The organism is Pseudomonas extremorientalis (assembly GCF_024584605.1).
GTDB lineage: Bacteria > Pseudomonadota > Gammaproteobacteria > Pseudomonadales > Pseudomonadaceae > Aquipseudomonas > Aquipseudomonas extremorientalis.
In genome coordinates this window covers 5,481,709-5,505,292 of record NZ_CP089519.1, presented here as the reverse complement: position 1 = coordinate 5,505,292, position 23,584 = coordinate 5,481,709, and the positions used below count along the sequence as shown (strand labels likewise).

At 57.9% G+C, this 23,584-nt stretch carries 20 protein-coding genes, 1 other RNA gene and 1 pseudogene; 10 read left to right on the top strand and 12 right to left on the bottom strand.

Annotated features, from left to right (window positions below):
* Window positions 1–111: 111 nt before the first annotated feature.
* From LUU92_RS24900 to LUU92_RS24890, 3 genes and pseudogenes are all read right to left on the bottom strand, one after another.
* On the bottom strand, window positions 112–1,137 hold the full coding sequence (locus LUU92_RS24900) for a hypothetical protein (protein ID WP_257102785.1): 1,026 nt from the start codon (window positions 1,135–1,137) through the stop codon (window positions 112–114).
* 112 nt (window positions 1,138–1,249) lie between these two features.
* Window positions 1,250–1,445 (bottom strand): annotated as a pseudogene (locus tag LUU92_RS24895) (DUF6124 family protein).
* Between the two features lie 250 nt (window positions 1,446–1,695).
* Window positions 1,696–2,214 carry a cysteine hydrolase family protein gene (locus LUU92_RS24890; protein ID WP_257102784.1) on the bottom strand — a complete coding sequence of 173 codons (519 nt, stop codon included), beginning with the start codon at window positions 2,212–2,214 and terminating at the stop codon, window positions 1,696–1,698.
* 477 nt (window positions 2,215–2,691) lie between these two features.
* Between LUU92_RS24890 and LUU92_RS24885 the strand changes: the two genes are divergently transcribed.
* Window positions 2,692–3,495: an HNH endonuclease gene (locus LUU92_RS24885; protein WP_257102783.1), complete on the top strand. Its 804-nt coding sequence runs from the start codon at window positions 2,692–2,694 to the stop codon at window positions 3,493–3,495.
* A 73-nt stretch (window positions 3,496–3,568) separates the two neighbouring features.
* On the opposite strand, the gene LUU92_RS24880 is transcribed toward LUU92_RS24885, so the two are convergent.
* The 6 genes from LUU92_RS24880 to LUU92_RS24855 form a co-directional block, all read right to left on the bottom strand.
* Window positions 3,569–5,440: a DUF2075 domain-containing protein gene (locus LUU92_RS24880; protein ID WP_257102782.1), complete on the bottom strand. Its 1,872-nt coding sequence runs from the start codon at window positions 5,438–5,440 to the stop codon at window positions 3,569–3,571.
* 24 nt (window positions 5,441–5,464) lie between these two features.
* Window positions 5,465–5,848 carry a nucleotide pyrophosphohydrolase gene (locus LUU92_RS24875; RefSeq protein ID WP_257102781.1) on the bottom strand — a complete coding sequence of 128 codons (384 nt, stop codon included), beginning with the start codon at window positions 5,846–5,848 and terminating at the stop codon, window positions 5,465–5,467.
* Between the two features lie 397 nt (window positions 5,849–6,245).
* Window positions 6,246–6,642, bottom strand: a transfer-messenger RNA (tmRNA) gene (gene ssrA, locus LUU92_RS24870).
* A gap of 104 nt (window positions 6,643–6,746) precedes the next feature.
* Window positions 6,747–7,025: a PA2433 domain-containing protein gene (locus tag LUU92_RS24865; protein WP_010206635.1), complete on the bottom strand. Its 279-nt coding sequence runs from the start codon at window positions 7,023–7,025 to the stop codon at window positions 6,747–6,749.
* A gap of 137 nt (window positions 7,026–7,162) precedes the next feature.
* Window positions 7,163–9,973 (bottom strand): FAD-binding and (Fe-S)-binding domain-containing protein, encoded by a 2,811-nt coding sequence (locus LUU92_RS24860; RefSeq protein ID WP_257102780.1) that lies wholly within the window; start codon window positions 9,971–9,973, stop codon window positions 7,163–7,165.
* A 70-nt stretch (window positions 9,974–10,043) separates the two neighbouring features.
* Window positions 10,044–11,738: a lactate permease LctP family transporter gene (locus tag LUU92_RS24855; RefSeq protein WP_058427665.1), complete on the bottom strand. Its 1,695-nt coding sequence runs from the start codon at window positions 11,736–11,738 to the stop codon at window positions 10,044–10,046.
* Between the two features lie 249 nt (window positions 11,739–11,987).
* On the opposite strand from LUU92_RS24855, the gene LUU92_RS24850 reads away from it, so the two are divergent.
* Entirely contained in the window at window positions 11,988–12,755 is a 768-nt protein-coding gene (locus LUU92_RS24850) for a GntR family transcriptional regulator (protein ID WP_093529753.1), read from the top strand.
* A gap of 36 nt (window positions 12,756–12,791) precedes the next feature.
* Here LUU92_RS24850 and smpB read toward each other — a convergent pair whose 3' ends face one another.
* On the bottom strand, window positions 12,792–13,274 hold the full coding sequence (smpB, locus tag LUU92_RS24845) for an SsrA-binding protein SmpB (protein WP_058427663.1): 483 nt from the start codon (window positions 13,272–13,274) through the stop codon (window positions 12,792–12,794).
* A gap of 166 nt (window positions 13,275–13,440) precedes the next feature.
* Between smpB and LUU92_RS24840 the strand changes: the two genes are divergently transcribed.
* Both LUU92_RS24840 and LUU92_RS24835 read left to right on the top strand, forming a co-directional pair.
* Window positions 13,441–13,875: a type II toxin-antitoxin system RatA family toxin gene (locus LUU92_RS24840; RefSeq protein WP_071489985.1), complete on the top strand. Its 435-nt coding sequence runs from the start codon at window positions 13,441–13,443 to the stop codon at window positions 13,873–13,875.
* Window positions 13,868–14,170, top strand: a complete 303-nt coding sequence (locus tag LUU92_RS24835) for an RnfH family protein (RefSeq protein WP_222540445.1) — start codon at window positions 13,868–13,870, stop codon at window positions 14,168–14,170. The genes LUU92_RS24840 and LUU92_RS24835 overlap by 8 nt, the downstream gene beginning before the upstream one ends.
* A gap of 63 nt (window positions 14,171–14,233) precedes the next feature.
* Here the strand turns inward: LUU92_RS24835 and LUU92_RS24830 are convergent, their stop codons facing one another.
* Window positions 14,234–14,761 carry an outer membrane protein assembly factor BamE gene (locus LUU92_RS24830; RefSeq protein WP_071489987.1) on the bottom strand — a complete coding sequence of 176 codons (528 nt, stop codon included), beginning with the start codon at window positions 14,759–14,761 and terminating at the stop codon, window positions 14,234–14,236.
* A 98-nt stretch (window positions 14,762–14,859) separates the two neighbouring features.
* Between LUU92_RS24830 and fur the strand changes: the two genes are divergently transcribed.
* The gene (fur, locus tag LUU92_RS24825; protein WP_003194220.1) at window positions 14,860–15,264 is read left to right on the top strand and encodes a ferric iron uptake transcriptional regulator; all 405 of its coding nucleotides are present in this window, start codon (window positions 14,860–14,862) and stop codon (window positions 15,262–15,264) included.
* Between the two features lie 87 nt (window positions 15,265–15,351).
* On the opposite strand, the gene recN is transcribed toward fur, so the two are convergent.
* The gene (gene recN / locus LUU92_RS24820) at window positions 15,352–17,025 is read right to left on the bottom strand and encodes a DNA repair protein RecN (RefSeq protein WP_257102779.1); all 1,674 of its coding nucleotides are present in this window, start codon (window positions 17,023–17,025) and stop codon (window positions 15,352–15,354) included.
* A gap of 254 nt (window positions 17,026–17,279) precedes the next feature.
* On the opposite strand from recN, the gene grpE reads away from it, so the two are divergent.
* The 5 genes from grpE (at window position 17,280) to carA (ending at window position 23,514) form a co-directional block, all read left to right on the top strand.
* Window positions 17,280–17,840: a nucleotide exchange factor GrpE gene (gene grpE, locus LUU92_RS24815; RefSeq protein WP_071489989.1), complete on the top strand. Its 561-nt coding sequence runs from the start codon at window positions 17,280–17,282 to the stop codon at window positions 17,838–17,840.
* Between the two features lie 102 nt (window positions 17,841–17,942).
* Window positions 17,943–19,859, top strand: coding sequence for a molecular chaperone DnaK (dnaK, locus tag LUU92_RS24810; RefSeq protein ID WP_257102778.1), 1,917 nt, complete (start codon window positions 17,943–17,945; stop codon window positions 19,857–19,859).
* Between the two features lie 317 nt (window positions 19,860–20,176).
* Window positions 20,177–21,301 (top strand): molecular chaperone DnaJ, encoded by a 1,125-nt coding sequence (gene dnaJ / locus LUU92_RS24805; RefSeq protein WP_071489991.1) that lies wholly within the window; start codon window positions 20,177–20,179, stop codon window positions 21,299–21,301.
* Window positions 21,302–21,311: 10 nt separating this feature from the next.
* Complete coding sequence (gene dapB / locus LUU92_RS24800) at window positions 21,312–22,118, top strand: 4-hydroxy-tetrahydrodipicolinate reductase (protein WP_092248366.1); 807 nt, start codon at window positions 21,312–21,314, stop codon at window positions 22,116–22,118.
* Window positions 22,119–22,377: 259 nt separating this feature from the next.
* Window positions 22,378–23,514 carry a glutamine-hydrolyzing carbamoyl-phosphate synthase small subunit gene (gene carA, locus LUU92_RS24795; RefSeq protein WP_071489993.1) on the top strand — a complete coding sequence of 379 codons (1,137 nt, stop codon included), beginning with the start codon at window positions 22,378–22,380 and terminating at the stop codon, window positions 23,512–23,514.
* Window positions 23,515–23,584 lie beyond the last annotated feature (70 nt).

Genomic DNA, 23,584 nt, shown 5'->3' with positions numbered 1-23,584 from the left:
GTGGCTACCAGGGCAGGAGGACCGTCCGGGGGAACGGTCATTGCAATGGGCTAGTATCCGTCGGCGTTTCTGAATATTTCGTGAACGAATGTGGGTTTTTTGTAATGTCGCTCACGGCGCCTTCAGGCTGGGCAGTGCGGCTCTACCTTCCGGGCTCAGCACCGGCTCCAGTTGCTCCCAGGTAAAACTCAGTTCGTTATCACAGCCATCACCCTGGGCGGGCGTCGACAGTTGCAGGCCCTGGGTGTTGAAGCTCAAGTCGAACGAAGAATAACTGGTCACGGCCGGGCACCCTTCGTCGGTGGTGGTCTGCTTGGCCAGCCAGCTGCTGAAAGCGGCCGGCAACTTGACCTGGCCCGAGTAGGGCGTGTCCCATTGCTCATGGCCGCCCAACCACGTCCAGGGGTCGACCTTTTCACCGGTTTGCAGATTCCAACTGTGCAGGCCCCAACTGATGCCCCCGCGTCCGTAGCCCGCCGACCAGCGATAGAACCGCACGGTGATCCAGTGCGATGACCAGTAGAACGGCTCCACCGCGATCTCACTGGTGGTGGTGCCGCCGCTCTGGTCCAGTGAGTTGCGCCGCTCCCTGTAGAAATCGGCCTGGCCGTCCGGGTTGATGGCCATGCGCGCGAGCTCTCGGTTGATCTTGTCGATGGCCGCACCGTCGCCTTCAAGTTTCAGGATGACCTGGCCTCCTTGGGTCTTCACTTGATAGGCGTGTTCGGCGAAGGTTTTCCGTTCGACCTTTACCGCGGGTGGCACGGCTTCAAGCGCATTGTTATAGGCATCGCTGGCGCAACCGTCCGTGTCCCTGCGTTTCAGCACCAACGCCAGGCTTTTACCCTCAAGGGATTTGCTCCAGGTACCCGTCAACGTGTCGCCTTGGGGATCATCCAACTGCCAGAACCCGGTTTGCCCTTCTTCAACCCATGGCTCACTGGCGTTGACCTGAGTGAGCTGAATGGGCGTGAGAATCCTTTGATAGTAATAACTGCCATTGGCGCCGTGGGCACCGTTGAAACACACGGTGATCGCGGATTTACCCAATGTGCCTGTCCAGACACCGGCCAGGTCGGCGGCGGTGGCAAGCAGAGGAGCGCAGGCAAGGATGAGAACGGCGAGAGGCTTGAACACGGGTATCGGACTTCCAGATGTCTGATAGAGGAGAGCAGGGTAATCGCAAGTGTGGCGGGATTCCAGACGCACAACAAAAGGCCGAGTCGCTGAACGCGTCTCGGCCTTTTGGTTACTGGAATGTTTGTGTGTCTTGAGTGAGCACCAGCACGCGCTCAACCAACAACTCGCCCAGCACGATCAGTTGCTGGGTGGCCAGCAGCTTGTGACGGTGGACGCCTTCGAGTTCGAAAGCCAGGTCGGTGGGTCATGGCGTTGAGAGAGGCGAGGGTTTCGCTGGCTTGGATCAGCAGGGTTTCGGGGGAGATGTCTGGGGCGACTGTGCGCGGGTTAGCAGACCAGGCATCAAGGAACCCGGCGCATCCGAAAGTGCCCCACGCACAGCCGCCATAATACGTACCAGCGGATGCTGACAGCATCGCTGGAACGAATGATGGTTGCAGGCGACTGGGGGAGGCTAGGCGTGTTGGTTGGAGTGCGCTAGTTCATCAATAGCGCGGCATCTTGCAGGAAAATTCCGAGGCCCTGCCCTGTTGACCTCCCCGTCGTTAGGCTCTGTTAAAAGCTCCAGTCCTCAGCCCGAACCAACTGGCAGAACGGCCCGTTGAGCGTGGCATTGTGATGAGCCACGATGGCCTCGGCTTTCATCAAGGGCGTATCAGAACAGGCATGACCGTCGGCGATAAGCACCGCATCGAAGCCAAGATCACGCGCGGCACGGCAGGTGCTGTCGACGCAGTATTGCGTTTTCATCCCAGTGACGACCACGCCGGTGGCGCCGCTGGAGCGCAGACTGCTAGCCAGATCAGTCATTGCAAAAGCGTTAGGCCGACGCTTTTCGAAAACCACTTCTCCACCCAGCAACTTCAGTTCCTCTGCAACCAGCGTAAGCGGGCTGCCCGGCTCGATTGGCGAGCCAACGGGGCCGATGTGACGCGCGAGAAAAATCGGCGCGCCTGCGCTGCGGGCTTTGTGCATCAGGGTATTCAGCGTTTCCAACAGCTCGTCGCAGCGCCAGGGTTTCTCCGGGCCGTGAATGAGTCCGACTTGGATATCGAGTATCAACAGGGCGTACATGGGTGCATCTCCTTGCGTGTGAACCAGCGACACAAGGGCATAAAAAAGGCCCTGTCCATCGCTGGCGGGCCTTTGAAGTTCGTTGATTATTGGCTCACGACACCTGGCACGCTCCGCTTGATGCGGTCGTGGTGGTGGTTGTCGAGGTGAGGCAATGGGTTGTCATGGGGCGACACTAGCATTGTGGTTGCTGGAATGCCAGGTACAACAAAAGACGTCTGTGGATGTCTGTTTTCGTTGAGCCGGGGGGAAGCTGAAAAGCTTTCTCATCTTATTAATTTATATAAAGAATAATAATCTTAAATTGTTGCTGGAATACCAATTGGAATACCGCTCTACCGGGCGATGCTCACCACGATCGGCGGTATGAGTTCACCAGAGCGGAGCTGACGTTAAGCAAGGATGTAAATCTTAAACATCTTGTAAGAAACTTCCTCATTTTTGGTAGGCTTTTACCATCAGTCTAGAGGAAGTGGAATGCCCGCAGTCATCGTTGAAAACGACACATCGCAATGGAAAGACGAAACCGGTGCTGTCTATCACTTCCCCAAGCGTTACCAAGCCTGGCTTGTTGAAGGAACCGAAGTGATCTATTACAAAGGACGCATCAAGGACAAAGCCTTTGCTTCTGTCCGCCTCAGCGCCGATCCGCATTATTTTGGTATGGCACGCATCGGCAAGGTCTACGCAGACCGGAGGAGTGATAAGGGTGACCTTTTTGCTTTGATCGAAAACTTCACTCCGTTTGAAGGCGCTATCCCCTCGAAAATTAACGGAGTGTACCTAGAGACGATCCCCGCTACTCGAGTGAACAACTATTGGCGTGATGGGGTCCGGTCCATTTCCCAACCGGATTACGATGCAATCCTAACTCATGCGAAGCTCCTGTTTTCCCAGGCTGACCAAGTCGCACCAAATTCCGAAGGCGATCCATTGACCTTTGAGTCGGCCAATGAAGGCAGCAAATTAAGTTACTTTGGAGCCCGCTACGAGCGCCGGAAAGATCTGAGGGTGAAGGCCATTGCTATCCACGGCCTTGACTGCAAGGCATGTGGCTTTGATTTCGAACAGGCGTACGGCGAGCACGCGAAGGGGTTCATTCATGTTCACCATATAGTGCCGATTTCGGACTTTGGTGGTGAGAAAGTCGTGAATCCTGAGACTGACCTCGTTACGTTGTGCGCGAACTGTCATGCGGTGGTCCATCGCAAGCGGCATATGACTCTGAGCGTTGATGAGCTGAAAGGAATGTTGCGCGGGCGATGGGTAATCGAGCCTTAGTTTCCTACTGTGTTCAACCTACGTTTTTTTGTGAGGCTGAATCCTGGATAGTGAAATCCTACCGGCGGGCCCATCAGCCATTACTGTGCCTGGCAAGTCGGCTCTCAAAGTATTGCGCGGTCTCCTGATCAGTACAGTATAGGTAGCAACCTTTCATCCCACGAGTCATCAATGTTCGATACGTGTTTTTGATGATCAGGTCTGTATCATGCTGCGCCAGAGCAGGTTGCTCTTTCATCAACTTCTTCCAGCCACGAATCGACTTGTCGTTCTTATCTCGCTCATGCGGCGACGTTACCACCTGCCCATCACGCACGACTAGATCTGGTCCGATGATCACTCCAATATAATCAACTTCCAGCCCTTGGCAGGTGTGGATACAACCGACCTGTTCAATGGAATTCTCAGCGATGATCCACAAGCTGCCATCCTGATCCAGATTCCATTGGCGTGCGTAGTCATTGCCGATAACGATGTCAGTGGCCTTGGAGTCTTTCTTGCTGAGCCAAGGCCAGCAGTAGCCCGCGACCACACGAGCCTTGTTTCCATGGTTTTTCTCGTCAATGGCGTCATGCAGCGCCTGAGGTGAGTCGAATACCTTGAACTCGTACTCCGAGGTGTTGAGCGTCGGATTTGCCGTCGAACGAATGTCTAGCATGTCATCCAGCCATGCCAGGTAACCGTCAGAACCACTGCAGCGGAACTGTGAAGACAGCACATATTCCTCGACCACAGCACCCTTGGCTTTGGCAAAGGCGCGTATTGCCTGCTTGCTGCCTATGTCGCTTAGGGTCACACGCTGGTCTTCATCGATGAAGAAAATCGAGCATTTCGCTGATTCAATCAGCTCCTTGATCTGGTTTTCGCCAAGGTTCCCATAAAGCCCGCTTTTCTCATTCAGCCGGTGAGCTTCGTCCACGATAAGCGCATCGAATGTGTTGGGCTCAGTGTCGATGAACGCCCCAGAGCCTGAAAAGAAATTTGAGAAATGGCTGCGCTTGATGGTGCCAACCAGTTTGCTTTCGTAGACCTTGCGTGGGGCGGCATTCTTCGAGACATATTTGCTTAACAGCCTCAGTTCTGTGAGCCTCACCAGTAAATTGATAGCCAGAACAGTTTTCCCAGTGCCCGGCCCCCCCTCAATGATTAGCACCTTTGGTGCCTGGTCCGAGGCTTCGCTTGCTGCCGCAAGCGCTGATTCGAAAATTACTTTTTGATCGTCAATCAATACGAACTCTGGCTTGCCCGTCATCAGCCCTTCGAGGGCTTCGGCTAGCGCTTTGGACGGACGGATTTTTCCATCGGACAGTTCGTAGAGAACCTCTTTGTTGTCGCCGTGAGCGATATGCTTTTTCAGAAAGCTTCTGAGTTTGGTGAGCTCATCCGGCCCTTTCAGGAACAGTGGGGCTTTGCTGATGTGGGGCTCGTAGTGAGCTGAGTCGATGATGCCGTCGCTGACGTAGTTATGAAGGTAGGCACACGGACGGATCTCGATGCTTTTGTCATACACGGCCTCGTTGAAGCCCTCCAGCAGCGCGGCGTATGACCATACTTGATACGACGGGTGAATGGTCTCAACGAGGCCGCCACCCAATGCCGTTTTGACGATGGCATCCTTGGTAGTGGCGCTGGCCTTGCTCCATTGCTTCAATTCGATCAAGACGGCTTTTTTTGCCTGATTTTCGTCGCGACCGGTGAGCAGAAAATCGATTCGCTTCGACGACTGCGGAATGTGCAGCTCAATGGCCAGGCCCGCATCGCCCGGCAGCCCTTCATCCCTGAGTACCTTGGCCATATACGTTAGAGATCCTTGCCACGACCTGATTTCCGACCTGCCAACGGTCTTGCCGGTGGCTTCCTTGAAATGCCTGAGGATCACGTCCTCGATGTCATCGTTATCGTTGTCTTTTAGAAATTGCTGTTTGGTCGCAGCGTAAACGATCACGGGTTGTCCTTAGATTAGGGCTGATCAGAGTCGGTCGTACTTTTTGCTGCTGCTTTTGGCTTTATCCACGGGGTACTTCTGGCCGTTCGAGGCGAGTTTCCGTGTCACCGCCTCGTTGAGGTCGATGCCGAGCACGCTGCTCAGGCGAACCAGGTACATCAGTACGTCCGCCAATTCGTCTTTTACGGCGAGGCCTATTTCGGGATCTTTAACTACGGAGAGCGAATCGGCATCGCTCATCCATTGGAAAATCTCGCATAGCTCTCCTACCTCGCCAGTGAGCGCCAAGATGAGATTTTTCGGGGAGTGGAACTGCTGCCAGTCGCGGTCATCTGCGAAACGCTGAAGGGATGCGGCAAGCTTCACTACGTCAACCAGCGGCACGGATGAGGTGTCTGAGTCACTCACGGGGCAATCTCTTGAGTATCGGGGGGGCACAAAGAATGTGTAGGAAATCTGCGTGGGATTGTAAGAGTTTTCGCCGCTTGCGCAGCTTTTTTGTGTTTTTTCTTACACGCTCTCTGAGTTCCGCATTGCTTGCCAATATTCGATAGGTACTTTGAGCATCGCTAAGTAGGCCGCAACGACCCCCATGCCCACCGGCTAGCGGCTTTTCCCCTCTGTTCGTTAGTTTGAAAAATGGGCCGTTTCTGGGCTAGCAAGTGATGGCAGTCGGCACCAGACGGACGGATGTTGGCCGTGACGAAAATTATTGTTGGGGTTGGACGCAAAGCGCAGAAGACCGCGTATTTACTAGATCGCAGGCACAAAAAAAGACGTCCATAGACGTCTTTTTTCGTTGATTTGGTGGAGCCGGGGGGATTTGAACCCCCGTCCGCCAGTACTCCGCTGTCGGTACTACATGCGTAGCCGTTTCTATTAAGTTAACCCTCAGCGACCCGAAGGGCAGGATGCTTTGGGCGAGTTGTGTAAGTTTTAGCCGCTTCGTCCACAACGTACTGCACGGCGATTCTGTTCTATATGACAATCACTTTGGGTTTACAGACATCCCCTGGTGATTGCTGGACCCGAAGGTACCAGAAGCTCAGGGCTAAGGCTGCTTACGCAGCGAGAGCGAATTCCTGGCCGTAGTTTTCGTCATTGGCAACTATAAGAAGTTGCAACAGTGGATTTACGAGTTCTGTTACCAACTCGGCATGCACCTAAAGTTTCGCGACCGGCGTCGAATCCTAAACGGCCCCGTGCTTGTAACTCGTTGTTTCTTAGTGAGTGACAAGCCTATGCAGTGTACGCCAAACACTCGCGGAAGGCCAACCCGAAGGTTGGTCTTCCGCTACGGCGCTGCCTATTGGCCGCCTTTTTCGCTGTTCTGCAGGTCTTGCAGCGCCTTCGAGGTGATCTCGATGCATTTTTTGTCATCACCCGCAGCGTGGGCCGCCTTGGCCTGGGAGACGGCAGTGTCTATCTCGCCGCTTTTACCACTGGTGTCGGTGGCGAGCAGCGCTTTACCGTTGTTGATTTTGTCCAGATTGATTTTGCACAGATCGGGCTCGCCCGCCGCGAACACAGGGGAGGCCAGCATCGCAGCGGTAATGAACAAGCCAGCAAGAGCGGAACGCTTCATAGGGTATCTCCTTGCGCAAAAGGGCTCGACGCTGCTGGCGTTCAACCGCTGCCAGCGACATCACTGATAAACCTCGCTTGGCGAGGCCTATGCAGATGACTACGCCGGCGCGCAGGGGTTCTGTTTTTTTTGCAGGCTCAGTGAGCGCGGGCCTGGGTGACGCGGTCCACCAGGTAGACCAAGCCGTGATAATCGATGCCGCCATGCTGGCTCAGGCCGATCTCGCAGGTGCGGCTGGTGGAGATGCCTTCGCTGCAATATTGCACCGCATCCTTGAGGGTGCGCAGTGAGTGGGCGTTGAGTTCCGGCGTGGTGAAGCCCTTGTCGCCGGCGAACCCGCAGCAATGAATGCCTTCCGGGATCACCACGGTGTTGGAGCAGCGGCGAGCGAGGTCGATCAGGGCCTGGCTCTCGCCCAGGTGCTGGGTGCTGCAGGTGACATGCACTGCGATGGGGGCTTCCTGGGGGGTGAAGTCGAGGCGGTCCATCAGGTGCGTGCGGATAAATCGTACGGGGTCGTAAAGATCCAGGCGCGTTTCGCCCAGGTCCTGCACCAGGCGCAGGGTGCAGGGGCTGGTGTCGCAGTAGATCGGGTCGAGCCCGCCACGGCTGGCGTGGAGCAGTGCGCCGATCAGTTCCTGGCGCTTGTGTTCGGCCTGTTCGGCGTAGCCTTTGGAGGCGAACGGCTGGCCGCAGCACAGGCTGTCCTGATTGTCGGGGAACACGACTTGGTAACCGGCTTTTTCCAACAGGTTGCGGGTTTTGTCGTACAGCGACATCTGCTCTTTATCGCCCGCCGCCGGGCCCATGGCGCGTGAGACGCAGGCCGCCAGGTAGACCACCCGGGGTCGCTCGTCCGTCACCGCCGGGCTGAAGCGAATGGCTTTCTCCGGCTGCGGCATGGCGTTGGTCCACTGCGGAATCTGCCCCTTGGACAGCCTGGTCACGCCGGCCGATAGCTTCGCCAGGCGCGGGGCGCCCAGCAGCATGCGTGCGCCATTGGCCACATGCAGTGTAAAACGCGCGCCTTGCAGCGCGGTGGCGAAATGCGTGGCGAGCCATTCGGCGGTTTTCGTACGGTCAGCATCGCGGCTGCGCAGTTTTTTCACCAGGTCGCCGGTATTAATTCCTACAGGGCAACGCTGGGCGCACAGGCCGGTGGCGGCGCAGGTGTCGATGCCCTGGTATTGATAGGCGGCTTCCAGCTCAGCGGTGTCGATACCAGCGCGTTTTTTCGCCTGGATATCGCGCCAGATCACGATGCGCTGGCGGGGGCTCAGAGTCAGGCCTTTCGACGGGCACACCGGTTCGCAGAAACCGCATTCGATGCACTTATCCACAAGCTCGTCGGCGGCAGGCAGCGGCTTGAGGTGCTTGAGGTGGATTTGCGGGTCTTCGCTGAGCACCACGTCCGGGTTGAGAATGCCGTTGGGGTCGAGCAGGCGCTTGAGTTGCCACATCAGTTGATAGGCATCGCTGCCCCATTCCAGCTCGACGAACGGGGCCATATTGCGGCCGGTGCCGTGTTCGGCTTTCAGCGAACCACCGAATTCCACCGCTACCAGTTGTGCCACGTCGTCCATGAACGCTTGGTAGCGTGTGACTTCTTGCGCGCTGTTGAAGCCTTGGGTGAACACGAAGTGCAGATTGCCTTCCAGCGCGTGTCCGAAAAGTATCGCTTCGTCGTAGTGATGTTTGTCGAACAGCTCGATCAAGCGATTCACGCCGATTGCCAGTTGTTCGACCGGGAAGGTCACGTCCTCGATGATTACTGTGGTGCCGGTTTTGCGCACGGCGCCGACGGCGGGAAAGGTGTCCTTGCGGATCGCCCACAGGCGGGCGTTTTCCATGGGGTCTTCGGTGAAGTCGACCTGCTTCTCGACCGGAAACTGGGCCAGGGAAGCCATGATCAGCGCCAGCTGCTCGTGCAGTAACGACGAGGACGCTGCACGCGACTCGATCAATAGGGCGCAGGCATTTTCCGATAGGTGCTGTACGAAAGCGGGCATGCCCGGCTTGTTCTGTACCGAGCGCATGCTGCGACGGTCCAGCAGCTCAACGGCCGAAACGGGTTGGGTCTTGAGGACGGTGACTGCATTGCAGCAGGTTTCGACGTCTGGAAACACAATCAACGCCGACGCTTTGTTGGGGTGATCGATCACGGTGTCGTAGGTGACCGCGCTGATAAACCCGAGGGTCCCCTCGGAGCCCACCAGCAGATGGCTGAGGATATCGAGGGGCTCGTCGAAATCCACCAAGGCATTGAGTGACAGCCCGGTGGTATTTTTCAGACGATATTTGTGGCGGATCTTTGCCGCCAGTTCAGTATTTGCGCGGGTCTCGCGCCCCAGTGTCGCCAGACGCTCAAGCAGCGCGCCGTGCTGTTCGCGAAACGCCGCCACGCTGGCTGCGTCTTCGGTATCCAGGCGGCTGCCGTCAGCCAATACCAGGCGTATCCCGGCCAGGGTGTGGTAGGTGTTCTGCGCCGTGCCGCAGCACATGCCGCTGGCATTGTTGGCGACGATGCCGCCGATTTTGCAGGCGTTGATCGACGCTGGGTCCGGCCCGATCTTGCGCCCGAACGGCGCCAGCCACGCGTTGGCCTGGGCGCCGATCACGCCGGGCTGCAGGCGGATTTGTGTGCCTTGGCCGCGAATTTCGCGGCCATTCCAGTTGTCCCCCAGTACGATCAGCACCGAGTCGCTGATGGCTTGGCCGGACAGGCTGGTGCCAGCGGCACGGAAGGTCACTGGAACGTGGTCGCGTTGAGCCAGTTGCAGCAGCGCGACGACTTCGTCTTCCGACTCCACGCGGATCACCAGCTGTGGGATCAGTCGGTAAAAACTGGCGTCGGTGCCGAAGGCGAGGGTGGAAAGCGGGTCGTCGAAGCGTCGATCTTTCGGGATCAGTTGTGCGGCGTCGCGCAGGAAAGCAGCAGGCAGGCTCATCGGTCCTCCAGAAATAGCAGACGCCGGAACCGTTGTCCGGCGTCGATTCTTACCCTATTGCATGCAGGTCTCAGTGCACCAGCATACCGGTGAACCAGTAGGCCTGGGCCAGGGTGATCAGCCCGACGATGGTGGCAAAGAACAAGCTGTGCTTGAGGGTGAAGCGGAACAGGTCGGATTCCTTGCCCACCAGGCCGGTGGCGGCGCAGGCCACGGCGATGGATTGTGGCGAGATCATTTTGCCGGTGACGCCGCCGCTGGTGTTCGCGGCAACCAGCAGGGTGTCGTTCACACCGATCTGATGCGCAGTGGTGGCTTGCAGCGAGCTGAACAGGGCGTTGGACGACGTGTCGGAGCCTGTCAGGAAAACCCCCAGCCAGCCGAGGAAAGGCGAGAAGAACGGGAAGGCTGCACCGGTGCCAGCCAATACCAGCGCCATGGTCGACGACATGCCGGAGTAGTTGGTGACGAAAGCAAAGGCCAGCACCATGCCGATGGACAGGATCGGCCAGCGCAGTTCGTAGAAGGTCTCTTTTAAAGTGGTAAGACCAGTCTTGATGTCGATCTTCAGTACCAGCATCGAGATCAGCGCGGAGAAGAAAATCGCGGTGCCGGTCGCGGAAATCGGGTCCAGCTTGAACACGGCCGGAATCGCAGTGGGGTTGGTCACGATCGGTGCGACCTTGATCACCAGTTGATCCAGGTGCGGGATCGCAAAGTTGAACACCCAGCTGTACATCGAGCCACCGGCGGCGAACATCGCTTTGAACGGCTTGAGGGTCCAGATGGTGACCAGCACCGTGAGAATCAGGAACGGCGACCAGGCCTTGAAAATCTGCACCAGGCTGTAGGGCGAGACAATCGTGTTGCGCGGCAGGCCGAAACCGCCTGCACTTGCGGTGACCGCAGCGCTGGAGGTGGCGCCGGCAATCTGTGCGCCCGCAGTGCGCTTGGGTTGCCAGACTTTCAGGAACAGGGTCAGGGAAATCAGGCTGGCCAGGGCCGAGGTGATGTCCGGCAGTTCAGGGCCGATGAAGTTGGAGGTGAAGTACTGGGTGATGGCAAAGCTCAAGCCTGCCACCAGAGCGGCCGGCCAGGTTTCACGCACGCCGCGCAAGCCGTCCATCATGAACACCAGCCAGAAAGGCACGAACAGCGACAGTAGCGGCAATTGGCGGCCGGTCATGGCGCCGATCTTGAACGCGTCGATGCCAGTGACTTGCCCGGCCACGATGATCGGGATGCCCAAGGCGCCAAAGGCCACGGGAGCGGTGTTTGCGATCAGGCACAGGCCGGCGGCGTACAGCGGGTTGAAGCCCAGGCCGACCAACAACGCTGCGGTGATCGCCACGGGGGCGCCAAAACCGGCCGCACCTTCCAGGAAGGCGCCGAAGCAGAAGCCGATCAGCAGCACTTGCAGGCGTTGGTCATCGGTAATCGACAGGACCGAACTGCGGATGATCTCGAATTGGCCGCTTTTGACCGTGAGTTTGTAGAGGAACACGGCCGCGACGATGATCCACGCGATAGGCCATAGGCCGTAGGCAAAGCCGTAACCGGCGGCGGCCAGCGCCATGTCCACCGGCATCTGGAAGGCGAAGATCGCCACCAGGATCGACAGCGCCAGGGTGATGCTGCCGGCCACATGCCCTTTGAGGCGAAACACGGCCAGGGCCAGGAAGAAGAATACGATCGGGATGACGGCCGCCAGTGCGGACAGGCCGAGGCTGCCGAGCGGGCTGTAGAGCTGTTGCCAGGTTTGCATATGGGGTGGCCCCTGATTGTTGTTGTTTGGTCAGCCTGGATAATTGGTAATACCAATTTACAATCGCTGTTGGCTAGAGTAAAAGCCTTGCCAGGGCGTGTCAATTTGCCGCTTGCGAAACTTTGGTCGTAGGTCGGTGTGCAGGGGGGGCTGATCGGTTGAAAGGAAGGCGTTCTGATAGGTGCCGCAAGTGCTGCGATAGGCCAGAATAGAGCCCCGGCGAGTGGTCGGGATGGTGGAGAGTGAGTGATGGGGTTTGATCAGGTGCGTCAGCGCCGTTTGTCTGACGATATTGTCGAGCAGCTTGAGGGCATGATCCTCGAGGGCACGCTGAAGTCGGGTGAGCGCTTGCCGGCCGAGCGCGCTTTGGCTGAGCAGTTCGGGGTGTCGCGGCCTTCCTTGCGCGAGGCGATCCAGAAGTTGGCGGCCAAGGGGTTGCTCGTCAGCCGTCAAGGCGGTGGCAATTATGTGGCTGAGTCCCTGGGCTCCACGTTCAGTGATCCGTTGCTGCACCTGCTGGAGAACAATCCCGAGGCCCAGCGTGATCTGCTGGAGTTTCGTCAAACCCTCGAAGCGTCTTGCGCCTATTACGCCGCGCTGCGCGCCACGGAGGTTGATCGCGAGCGGCTGACGGCGGCGTTCGAGGTGCTACAGGATTGCTACACCCGCTGCGATGAAGTGAGTCGAGCGGAAGAGGGCGCGGCCGATGCGCGGTTTCACTTGGCGATCGCCGAAGCCAGTCATAACGCCGTGTTGCTGCACACCATTCGCGGTCTGTTCGACCTGCTGAAACGAAATGTGGTGACCAACATTGGTGGCATGTACCAGCAGCGTACGGAAACCCGCGACATGCTGATCAATCAGCATCGGGATCTGTACCTGGCGATTATCGAAGGTCGCGCCGAGCAGGCGCGCGAGGTTTCAACACGTCACCTGCTGTATGTGCAGGAAGTGCTGGAGGAAGTGCGTCAGGAAGTTCAGCGCGTGGCGCGTGCGGAGCGGCGCAAGGGGATGTAGCCGAGGGGGGCGCCCACGGCTGCATCGCAGCAAGGATTATTCTTCCTTGCCCTTGTTGCGCACGGCGCGATGCAGTTCGCGGTTGGAATCACGTTCGCGCTCGGAATCACGCTTGTCGTATTCCTTCTTGCCCTTGCCCAGTGCGATTTCGCACTTGACCAGGTGCTTGCTCCAATACCAGGACAGACAGACGCAGGCATAGCCCTTCTGCTGTACAGCGGCTGCGAGCTTTTCCAGTTCGCGGGCATTGAGCAGCAGCTTGCGCGTACGCACCGGGTCGGCGATCACGTGGGTGCTCGCGGTGGTCAGCGGGGTGATATGACTGCCGAGCAGCCATGCCTCGCCATCCTTGAGCAGCACATAACTGTCGACCAGTTGCAGCTTGCTGGCACGCAGACTCTTTACTTCCCAGCCGGCCAGGACCAGACCAGCCTCGAACCGATGTTCGATGAAGTAATCGTGTCGCGCCTTTTTGTTTTGCGCGATGGTCCCTGTGGGGTGTTTCTTTTGTTTAGCCATAGGGGCGGCATTATAGGGAGTTGCGAGCGTGTCGGCTACGGTCAACCTGCGTGCTTGAGCGTGTTGGATGAATCCCGGACAATGCAGGCAGTTCTCTGGATTTTTTCTTTCGCGGATCGGGCTGTTTTTTCGCGATGTTTGCCTCAGCTGTGGAAATAACGCACACATGACGACGCACATTCAACGTTCAGCGCTGTTGCCCTATCCGGCACAGGCGCTCTATGACCTGGTCAACGACGTGGCGCGTTACCCGGAATTCCTGCCGTGGTGCTCAACGGCCGAGGTGCTGGAAAGCAGTGATGACCACATGGTCGCCAGTGTCGGTGTCGCGAAGAGTGGCCTTAGTCAGCATTTTGTTACGCGTAATGTGCTGGTGCCCGGTAAGTCCATCGAAATGAATTTGCAGGAAGGGCCGTTTACCCAACTGCATGGCGTATGGGTGTTCAAGGCGCTGACGGATAAGGCCTGCAAAATCAGCCTGGATCTTTCTTTTGACTATGCCGGGCCTATTGTGCGGGCGACGTTGGGGCCGTTGTTCAACCAGGCCGCCAATACCCTGGTGGATGCTTTTTGTCAGCGAGCCAAGCAACTGCATGGTTGAGATCGAAGTGGTGTATGCCGCCGAGGATCGCCAGGTGTTGCTGGCGGTGTCGGTGCCGGTGGGCACTCATCTGCGTGCTGCGGTGCAGGCGTCCGGTATTGCAGCGCGATTTCCCGAGCTGGATCCAGCGAATTGCCCTTTGGGGATATTCGGCAAGGTGGTTGCGGATGCCGACGTGCGCGCAGTGCAGGCCGGTGACCGTATTGAGATTTACCGTCCGTTATTGGTGGATCCGAAAGAGGTGCGCCGGCTCCGCGCGGCCAAGGCGGCCCTGGCCAAGCAGCAGCACCCATAGGCCAGGCAAATGGCAGGCAACAAAAAGCCCGGCATGCCGGGCTTTTTGTTGAGCGCCGCACACTTACTGCGGGCTGGTGTCCAGAGGCTGCGGCGTCGGGACGGGTACTGTCTCCACCCCGTCGACGTCTTTCTGGATCTTGTCGAGCAAGGAGCCAGGCTTGGCCGGTACTTCGGACTTCGGCTTCTCGCCTTCCTGCGCAGGCGCAGTCACGTTGTTACCGTTATCCTTGCCAAGCAGGGCTTCATCACGGCTTACGCCGGGCATGAAGTCGCCGGACAGGCTGACAAGCTGGTCATTGCCATTGAAGATGACACTGACGCGCTCCTGCTGGCGTTCACCGCCACCTGGTTGCAGGCTGTAGAGATAATCCCAGCGATCGGCATGGAAAGTGTCGGTCAGCAGGGGATTACCCATGATAAACCGTACTTGCCGTCGGGTCATTCCGGGGCGTAACTGGTCTATCATGTCCTGCGTGACGACATTGCCCTGCTGGATGTCGATTTTGTAAACCCCGGGGAATGAACAACCGGCGAGTGCGAGCAGTCCCACAAAGGTGAAACTGGTTAGCAAGAGCTTGGTGTTTTGCATCGGTGGGCGACTTCCACTATCTTGGCTGGGACAACGTAAACGCCGATCATACCCGTATTAAGAGAAGCTGCGAAGCAGCATCCGCGAGAAAGCTAACCATGGTTGAAAATAGCGAACTACGCAAAGCCGGTCTCAAAGTGACTCTGCCACGAGTCAAGATTCTACAAATGCTCGATTCTGCTGAGCAGCGCCACATGAGTGCCGAGGATGTCTACAAGGCGCTGATGGAGTCTAATGAGGACGTTGGTCTGGCCACGGTTTACCGTGTGCTGACCCAGTTTGAAGCCGCTGGGCTGGTGGTTCGTCATAATTTCGACGGCGGTCATGCAGTGTTCGAATTGGCTGACGGTGGTCATCACGACCACATGGTTGACCTGGATACCAACGAGGTTATCGAGTTCACCAGCCCGGAAATCGAAGCGTTGCAGCATAAGATTGCTGAAGAGCATGGCTTCGATCTGGTTGACCATAATCTGGTCCTGTACATCCGTAAGAAAAAGTAACAAGCGCTGCAGATTTACGCTGCAAAACGATCGAAGGCGACCTCAGGGTCGCCTTCGTGCTTTCTATAAAGAAGGAATGTTGTTCGCTCAGGCCTTTGCTGCCACGACCATTTTCTTCGCGTGCGCCAACGACTCCTTGGTCAAATCAATACCGCCGAGCATGCGCGCCACTTCTTCCACACGTTCGGACTTGTTCAGCTTGGACACGGCCGTGTGCGTCGCATCACTGCCGCGTACCTTGTGCACAAACAAGTGTTGATGACCTTGGGCTGCCACTTGCGGTAAGTGGGTGACCGTCAGTACCTGGCCTCGATCCCCCAGGCGTCGCAACAGTTGGCCAACAATTTCTGCTGTCGGCCCGCCAATGCCCACGTCAACTTCGTCGAATACCAGTGTCGGTACCCGGGAGGTTTGCGCGGTAATCACCTGGATCGCCAGGCTGATCCGCGAGAGCTCGCCGCCGGATGCCACTTTTGCCAACGCCTTGAGCGGCTGTCCAGGGTTGGCGCTTACCAGTAGTTCAACCTGCTCCAGCCCGTGGGGTTGCAGCTCGTTGCTGGTGTTGGCGTGCAGTTCGATGGTGAAGCGCCCGCCCGGCATGCCCAGGCGTTGGATCTCCAGCTCTACTGCGCTGGCCAGGCCGGTCGCGGCTTGTTGGCGCAGGTCGCTCAGTTCGCGCGCTTTCTCCTGGTAATGACGAGCGAACGAGGCGAGTTCTTCGCCCAGTCGTTCGATGGACTCGTCATTCGCATTCAGGGTCTCGATTTCATCCAGCAGCTTTTGCTGCATTGTTGCCACTTCGGTGGGCTGGATTCGATGCTTGCGCGCCAGGGTATAGATGGTGTCCAGGCGTTCTTCTATTTCCTGCAGGCGTGCCGGGTCGGCATCGAAGTGATCCAGGAAGCGATTCAGTTCGCCGACCGCTTCCTCCACCTGGATCTGTGCACTGGTGAGCAGCGTCGTAGCTTCGCTCAGCGAGCCGGAGGCATTGTTCACGCTCGACAAGCGATTGAGGCTGGCAGTCAGTGCATTGAGCACGTTGCCTGAGTCGCTTTCACTGCATTGCTCAACCACCTGGCGACAAATACCCAGCAGTGTTTCTGCGTTGGTGAGGTTCTTGTGTTCCTGCTCGAGCTGCTCCAGTTCGTTCTCGCCCAGGCCCAGGCTCTCCAGTTCTTCGAGTTGATAGCTGAGCAGCTGATGGCGAGCACGTTGTTCATCGCCGGAGTTGGAGAGTCGCTCCAGTTCCTGGCGAGTCTGGCGCCAGCGCTGGGCGGCCAGTTGCACCTGGCGGGCAAGGTCTGTGGCGCCGGCGTATTCATCGAGCAGGCGGCGATGGGTGTCGGTCTTCAGGAGCGACTGGTGCTCATGCTGGCTGTGGATATCGATAAGCAGCTCGCCCAGGGCTTTCAGGTCGCCCAGTGGGCAGGGCGTACCGTTGATATAGCCGCGAGAGCGACCCTCCGCCGTGATAACCCGTCGCAGGATGCACGGGCCTTCATTATCAAGGTCGCGTTCGACCAGCCAGGTTTCGGCCTCGGGAATATCGGCCAGGTCGAAGGTGGCCAGGATATCAGCCTTGTCTGCGCCGGGGCGCACCACGCCGCTGTCGGCGCGATCACCCAGGGTGAGGCCCAGGGCATCGAGCATGATCGACTTGCCGGCGCCGGTTTCGCCTGTGATTACGCTCATCCCGCGGTCCAGTTCGAGATCCAGGTGTTCAACGATGGCGTAGTTATGTACGGACAGGTGCACGAGCATGACGGCCGCTCCCAGGCTTTAGATCTGGTTATTTATACAGTGTTTTGTTCGAGACTGACAATCCTGGCGTTTAGCTCGATTTGCTTGAATAGACGTGTTTTTTAGCGCGCTGAGGAATGAAGGGGCAGGAGTTGATCCCGGTCATGGGAAAGACTTTTGGTAACGCCTACGCCCTTGAACCTGGAAATTGTGGCCCCATATACCGGAACAGAAGCGCGAGTTGAGTTCGCGCATGATTTTGAAAGGAGAAAACTATGGCTGACGAACAGACGCAGGATACGCAAACTCCAGACGCCAATTCGGCTGTCGGCGACGAGCTGGCAACTCGCGTGCAAGTGCTCGAAGAGCAATTGGCCGCTGCGCAGGATCAGTCTTTGCGTGTTGCCGCCGATCTGCAGAACGTCCGCCGCCGTGCCGAGCAGGATGTAGAGAAGGCTCACAAGTTCGCACTGGAAAAATTCGCCGGTGACTTGCTGCCGATCATCGACAGCCTGGAGCGTGGTCTCGAGTTGTCCAATCCGGATGACGAAAACATCCGCCCAATGCGCGAAGGGATCGAGCTGACCCTGAAAATGTTCCAGGACACCCTGAAGCGTTATCAGCTGGAAGCCATCGATCCAACCGGCGGCGAACCGTTCAACGCTGAACATCATCAGGCCATGTCGATGCAGGAAAGCCATGACCTGGAGCCTAACAGCGTGCTGAAAGTGTTCCAGAAGGGCTACCAGCTCAACGGTCGCCTGCTGCGCCCGGCGATGGTCGTGGTGAGCAAGGCGCCTGCTCCGGTTGCGCCTTCTATTGATGAGCAGGCTTGAAATACGCTTTAAAGCCCCCATCTATAAGTCAAGCGTTTAAGTGCTACCGCAGTTAGCCACCACTGCTGCGGCAACCAAATTCAAGTTTCGGGAGAGTAAATCATGGGCAAAATTATCGGTATCGACCTGGGGACCACCAACTCGTGTGTGTCCGTCATGGAAAACGGCAAGGCCAAAGTCATTGAGAACGCCGAAGGCGCGCGTACCACTCCGTCGATCATTGCTTACGCAAATGACGGCGAGATCCTGGTCGGTCAGTCGGCCAAGCGCCAGGCTGTCACCAACCCGCACAACACTCTGTACGCAGTAAAGCGTCTGATCGGTCGTAAATTCGACGAAGAAGTCGTACAGAAAGACATCAAGATGGTGCCTTACAAAATCGCCAAGGCTGACAACGGTGACGCCTGGGTTGAAGTAAATGGCAACAAGATGTCTGCACCGCAGATTTCGGCTGAAGTCTTGAAAAAGATGAAGAAAACGGCCGAAGACTACCTCGGTGAAACAGTGACCGAAGCGGTAATTACCGTTCCGGCCTACTTCAACGACAGCCAGCGCCAGGCGACCAAAGACGCCGGCCGCATCGCGGGCCTGGACGTAAAACGTATCATCAACGAACCAACCGCAGCTGCTCTGGCTTACGGTATGGACAAGGCCAAGGGCGACCACACTGTGATCGTTTATGACCTGGGTGGTGGTACCTTCGACGTCTCGGTTATCGAGATCGCTGAAGTTGACGGCGAGCACCAGTTCGAAGTGTTGGCCACCAACGGCGACACCTTCCTGGGTGGTGAAGACTTCGACATTCGTCTGATCGACTACCTCGTTGACGAATTCAAGAAAGAAAGCGGCATGAACCTCAAGGGTGATCCGCTGGCCATGCAGCGCCTGAAAGAAGCTGCCGAGAAGGCCAAGATCGAACTGTCCTCGAGCATGTCGACCGACGTGAACCTGCCGTACATCACTGCAGATGCCACCGGTCCTAAGCACTTGAACGTGAAGATTTCTCGCGCCAAGTTGGAAGCACTGGTTGAAGACCTGGTTCAGCGCACCATCGAACCTTGCCGCATCGCGCTGAAAGACGCCGGTATCGACGTTGGTTCCATCAACGACGTGATCCTGGTCGGCGGTCAGACCCGTATGCCATTGGTTCAACAGAAAGTCACCGAGTTCTTCGGCAAGGAAGCACGTAAAGACGTGAACCCGGACGAAGCGGTTGCCATGGGTGCTGCCATCCAGGGTGCGGTACTGGCCGGCGACGTGAAAGACGTGCTGCTGCTGGACGTCAGCCCGCTGACCCTGGGTATCGAAACCATGGGCGGCGTGATGACTGCGCTGATCGAGAAAAACACCACGATTCCTACCAAGAAATCCCAGGTGTTCTCGACTGCCGACGACAACCAGGGCGCGGTGACCATTCACGTGCTGCAAGGTGAGCGTAAGCAGGCTGCTCAGAACAAGTCCCTGGGCAAGTTCGACCTGGCCGAGATTCCACCAGCTCCACGTGGCGTGCCACAAATCGAAGTGACCTTCGACATCGATGCCAACGGCATCCTGCACGTTGGCGCGAAAGACAAGGCGACTGGCAAAGAGCAGAAGATCACCATCAAGGCCAACTCCGGTCTGTCTGATGAAGAAATTCAACAGATGATTCGTGATGCTGAAGCAAACGCTGATGCGGATGCCAAGTTTGCCGAGCTGGCTGGTGCCCGTAACCAGGGTGATGCGCTGGTTCACTCGACGCGCAAAATGGTCGCTGATGCTGGCGATAAAGTGACTGCCGAAGAGAAGGCTGCCATCGAAGCTGCTGTCGTTGCCCTGGAAACCGCCGTGAAAGGCGATGACAAGGCAGCTATCGAAGCCAAGATCGAAGAACTGTCGAAAGTGTCTGCGCCAGTTGCTCAGAAAATGTACGCCGAACAAGGTCAGCCAGCTGACGGTGCTGCGCAACAGGCAGAGCCTGAAGCCAAGCACGACGACGTTGTCGATGCCGAGTTCGAAGAAGTCAAAGACCAGAAGTAAGTTGGTCGCCCGGTTGACCGCTATCAAGCGGTGACTGGTAGGATGTCGCCGCGCGGGAGCTTGCTCCCGCGTTGGCGTGTCTGGGGTATGCGAATTTTTACAGCATGCGACAGTCTTCGGATGCTGGCGGTGTGATCGGGAATGCTCCTGCTTTCCGAGCAGTAAATACCGCATTTTTGGCCGGGTCCCTGGCTAAAAGTAGTAATGACCAGGATCGTTGAATTGACGTGAGTTGGGTCCGGGCCTGTATTGGGGCTCAACGAGTTTGGCAAGGCTCAGGAGGGTCTGGCCGAACGTCCTTAAGAGTGCAAAGACTTATGGCAAAGCGTGACTATTACGAAGTATTGGGTGTGGAGCGCGGCTCCAGCGAGACGGACCTGAAGAAGGCCTACCGTCGCCTGGCGATGAAGCATCACCCGGACCGTAATCCGGATAGCAAAGAATCCGAGGAAATGTTCAAAGAGGCCAACGAGGCCTACGAATGCCTGTCCGATCCCAACAAACGGGCAGCGTACGACCAGTATGGCCACGCCGGTGTCGACCCGAGCATGGGCGGCGGCGGTGCCGGTTTTGGTGGCCAGAACTTCTCCGATATCTTCGGCGATGTATTCAGCGACTTCTTCGGTGGTGGCCGGGGTGGTCAGCGTGGCGGCGCCCAGCGTGGCAGCGACTTGCGCTACACCCTTGAGTTGAATCTGGAAGAAGCCGTACGCGGCACCAGCGTCAATATCCGTGTGCCGACGCTGGTCAACTGCAAGCCGTGCGACGGTTCGGGGGCCAAGAAAGGCTCTTCGCCGATCACCTGCCCAACGTGCGGCGGTATTGGTCAGGTCCGTATGCAGCAGGGCTTCTTCTCTGTGCAGCAGACCTGCCCGCGCTGCCATGGCCAGGGCAAGATCATTTCCGACCCGTGCGACTCCTGCCACGGCGAAGGTCGTGTCGAAGAGTACAAAACCCTTTCGGTGAAAGTGCCGGCGGGTGTGGATACCGGTGATCGCATTCGTCTGTCGGGTGAAGGCGAGGCGGGTACGCAGGGTGGCCCTACGGGGGACTTGTACGTGGTGATCAATGTGCGCGAGCACTCGATCTTCCAGCGTGACGGTAAGCACTTGTTCTGCGAAGTGCCGATCAGCTTTGTTGATGCGGCGCTGGGTGGCGAGCTTGAGATTCCAACGCTCGACGGTCGAGTCAAGCTCAAGATCCCTGAAGGCACCCAGACTGGCAAGCAATTCCGTATCCGTGGCAAGGGCGTTGCGCCGGTGCGTGGCGGCGGTGCTGGCGACCTGATGTGTCGTGTGGCGGTAGAGACTCCGGTCAACCTGAATCGCCGTCAGCGCGAACTGCTTGAGGAGTTCCGCAGCTCGATGGAGGGTGATGACTCTCACTCGCCGAAAACCGCGGGCTTTTTCGACGGTGTGAAGCGCTTCTTCGGCGATCTGTAAGGAATTGAATATGCGACGTATAGCCGTAATGGGCGCTGCCGGGCGCATGGGCAAGACGCTGGTCGAGGCGGTGCAGCAACGCTCGCCGGCCTCCGGGCTGACGGCGGCGATCGTCCGCCCGGGCAGCACGTTGATCGGTGCGGATGCCGGTGAGCTGGCTTCGCTGGGGCGCATCGGCGTTTCGTTGTCGGGCAACCTGGAGCAGGTGGCTGACGAGTTCGACGTACTGATCGACTTCACCCTGCCGGAAGTGATGCTGAAAAACCTGGCGTTCTGCCGCAAGGCGGGCAAGGCGATGGTGATCGGCACCACCGGTTTGACGGTTGAGCAGAAGCAGTTGCTGGTGGAGGCGGGCAAGGATATTCCTATCGTCTTCGCGGCCAACTTCAGCGTGGGCGTGAACCTGTCGCTCAAGTTGCTTGATCTGGCAGCGCGCGTGCTGGGGGATGAGGCGGATATCGAAATCATCGAGACCCATCATCGCCACAAGATCGATGCGCCGTCGGGCACTGCGCTGCGCATGGGCGAGGCGATCGCTGATGCGCTGGGTCGCGACCTGTCGAAAGTGGCGGTATACGGCCGCGAAGGCCATACCGGCGCGCGTGCGCGTGACACCATCGGCTTTGCAACGGTGCGCGGGGGGGATGTGGTGGGTGATCACACCGTCTTGTTCGCCACTGAGGGCGAGCGCCTGGAAATCACGCACAAAGCGTCCAGTCGCATGACGTTTGCCAAGGGTGCGGTGCGTGCAGCGCTCTGGTTGGAAGGTCGCGAAGCGGGTCTTTACGACATGCGCGATGTGCTGGATCTGCACTAAGCAGTAGCTAAAACGGGGCCTCAAGCTTATGCTTAGGCCCCGTTTTTACCCGCTGAGCGACGTCCTGTCGCATTCCCCTGCCTTTAAGGCTCATTAGCGGTGGACCAAAAAAGCCTTTTTCTGTAAGCTACAGCTTTAGTGTGTCCACTAAAAGCGCGCAGAATAATTCAGTGAAGAAGCGGGGTGACGTGTCCATACGTCACTCCGCTTTTTTACAACCTGCGATCGCCCTTTCAGGCTTTATTTACGGGAGGTCTTCTTGACTAAGCCAGCCATACTCGCCCTTGCTGATGGCAGCATTTTTCGCGGCGAAGCCATTGGAGCCGACGGTCAGACCGTTGGAGAGGTAGTGTTTAACACTGCCATGACCGGCTATCAGGAAATCCTTACCGATCCTTCCTACGCCCAACAGATCGTTACCTTGACCTATCCGCACATCGGCAACACCGGTACTACACCGGAAGACGTCGAGTCTGATCGTGTCTGGTCTGCCGGTCTGGTGATTCGTGACCTGCCCCTGGTTGCGAGCAACTGGCGTAACACGATGTCGCTGTCTGATTACCTGAAGGCCAACAATGTTGTGGCGATCGCGGGTATCGACACGCGCCGCCTTACGCGCATCCTGCGTGAGAAGGGGTCGCAGAACGGCTGCATCATGGTCGGTGACAATATTTCCGAAGAGGCGGCGATTGCCGCAGCCCAAGGTTTCCCTGGCCTGAAGGGCATGGACCTGGCGAAAGTCGTCAGCGTCAAAGAGAAGTACGAATGGCGCTCCACGGTCTGGGACTTGAAGACCGACAGCCACGCGACCATCGAAGCCGCAGACCTGCCTTACCACGTGGTCGCCTATGACTACGGCGTGAAGTACAACATCCTGCGCATGCTGGTCGAGCGCGGTTGCCGCGTGACCGTGGTGCCGGCGCAAACCCCGGCCAGCGACGTGCTCGCCCTGCAACCGGACGGCGTGTTCCTGTCCAATGGCCCGGGTGACCCTGAGCCATGCGACTACGCCATCCAGGCGATCAAGGAAGTGCTGGAAACCGAGATTCCGGTGTTCGGTATCTGCCTCGGTCACCAATTGCTGGCCCTGGCCTCCGGCGCCAAGACCCTGAAAATGGGTCATGGCCACCACGGCGCCAACCACCCGGTACAAGACCTGGATACCGGCGTTGTGATGATCACCAGCCAGAACCACGGTTTTGCGGTAGATGAAGCCACCCTGCCGAGCAACGTGCGCGCCATTCACAAGTCGCTGTTCGACGGTTCCCTGCAGGGTATCGAGCGCACCGACAAGAGCGCGTTCAGCTTCCAGGGCCACCCTGAAGCCAGCCCGGGCCCGAACGACGTAGCGCCGCTGTTCGACCGTTTCATCAATGAGATGGCCAAGCGACGCTGACTGAGCGGCCTGCGGGCGGCCCCGGATGTCGGTGGCCCCCGCAGGCTCTTCAAAGATTGTTCAAGACGGC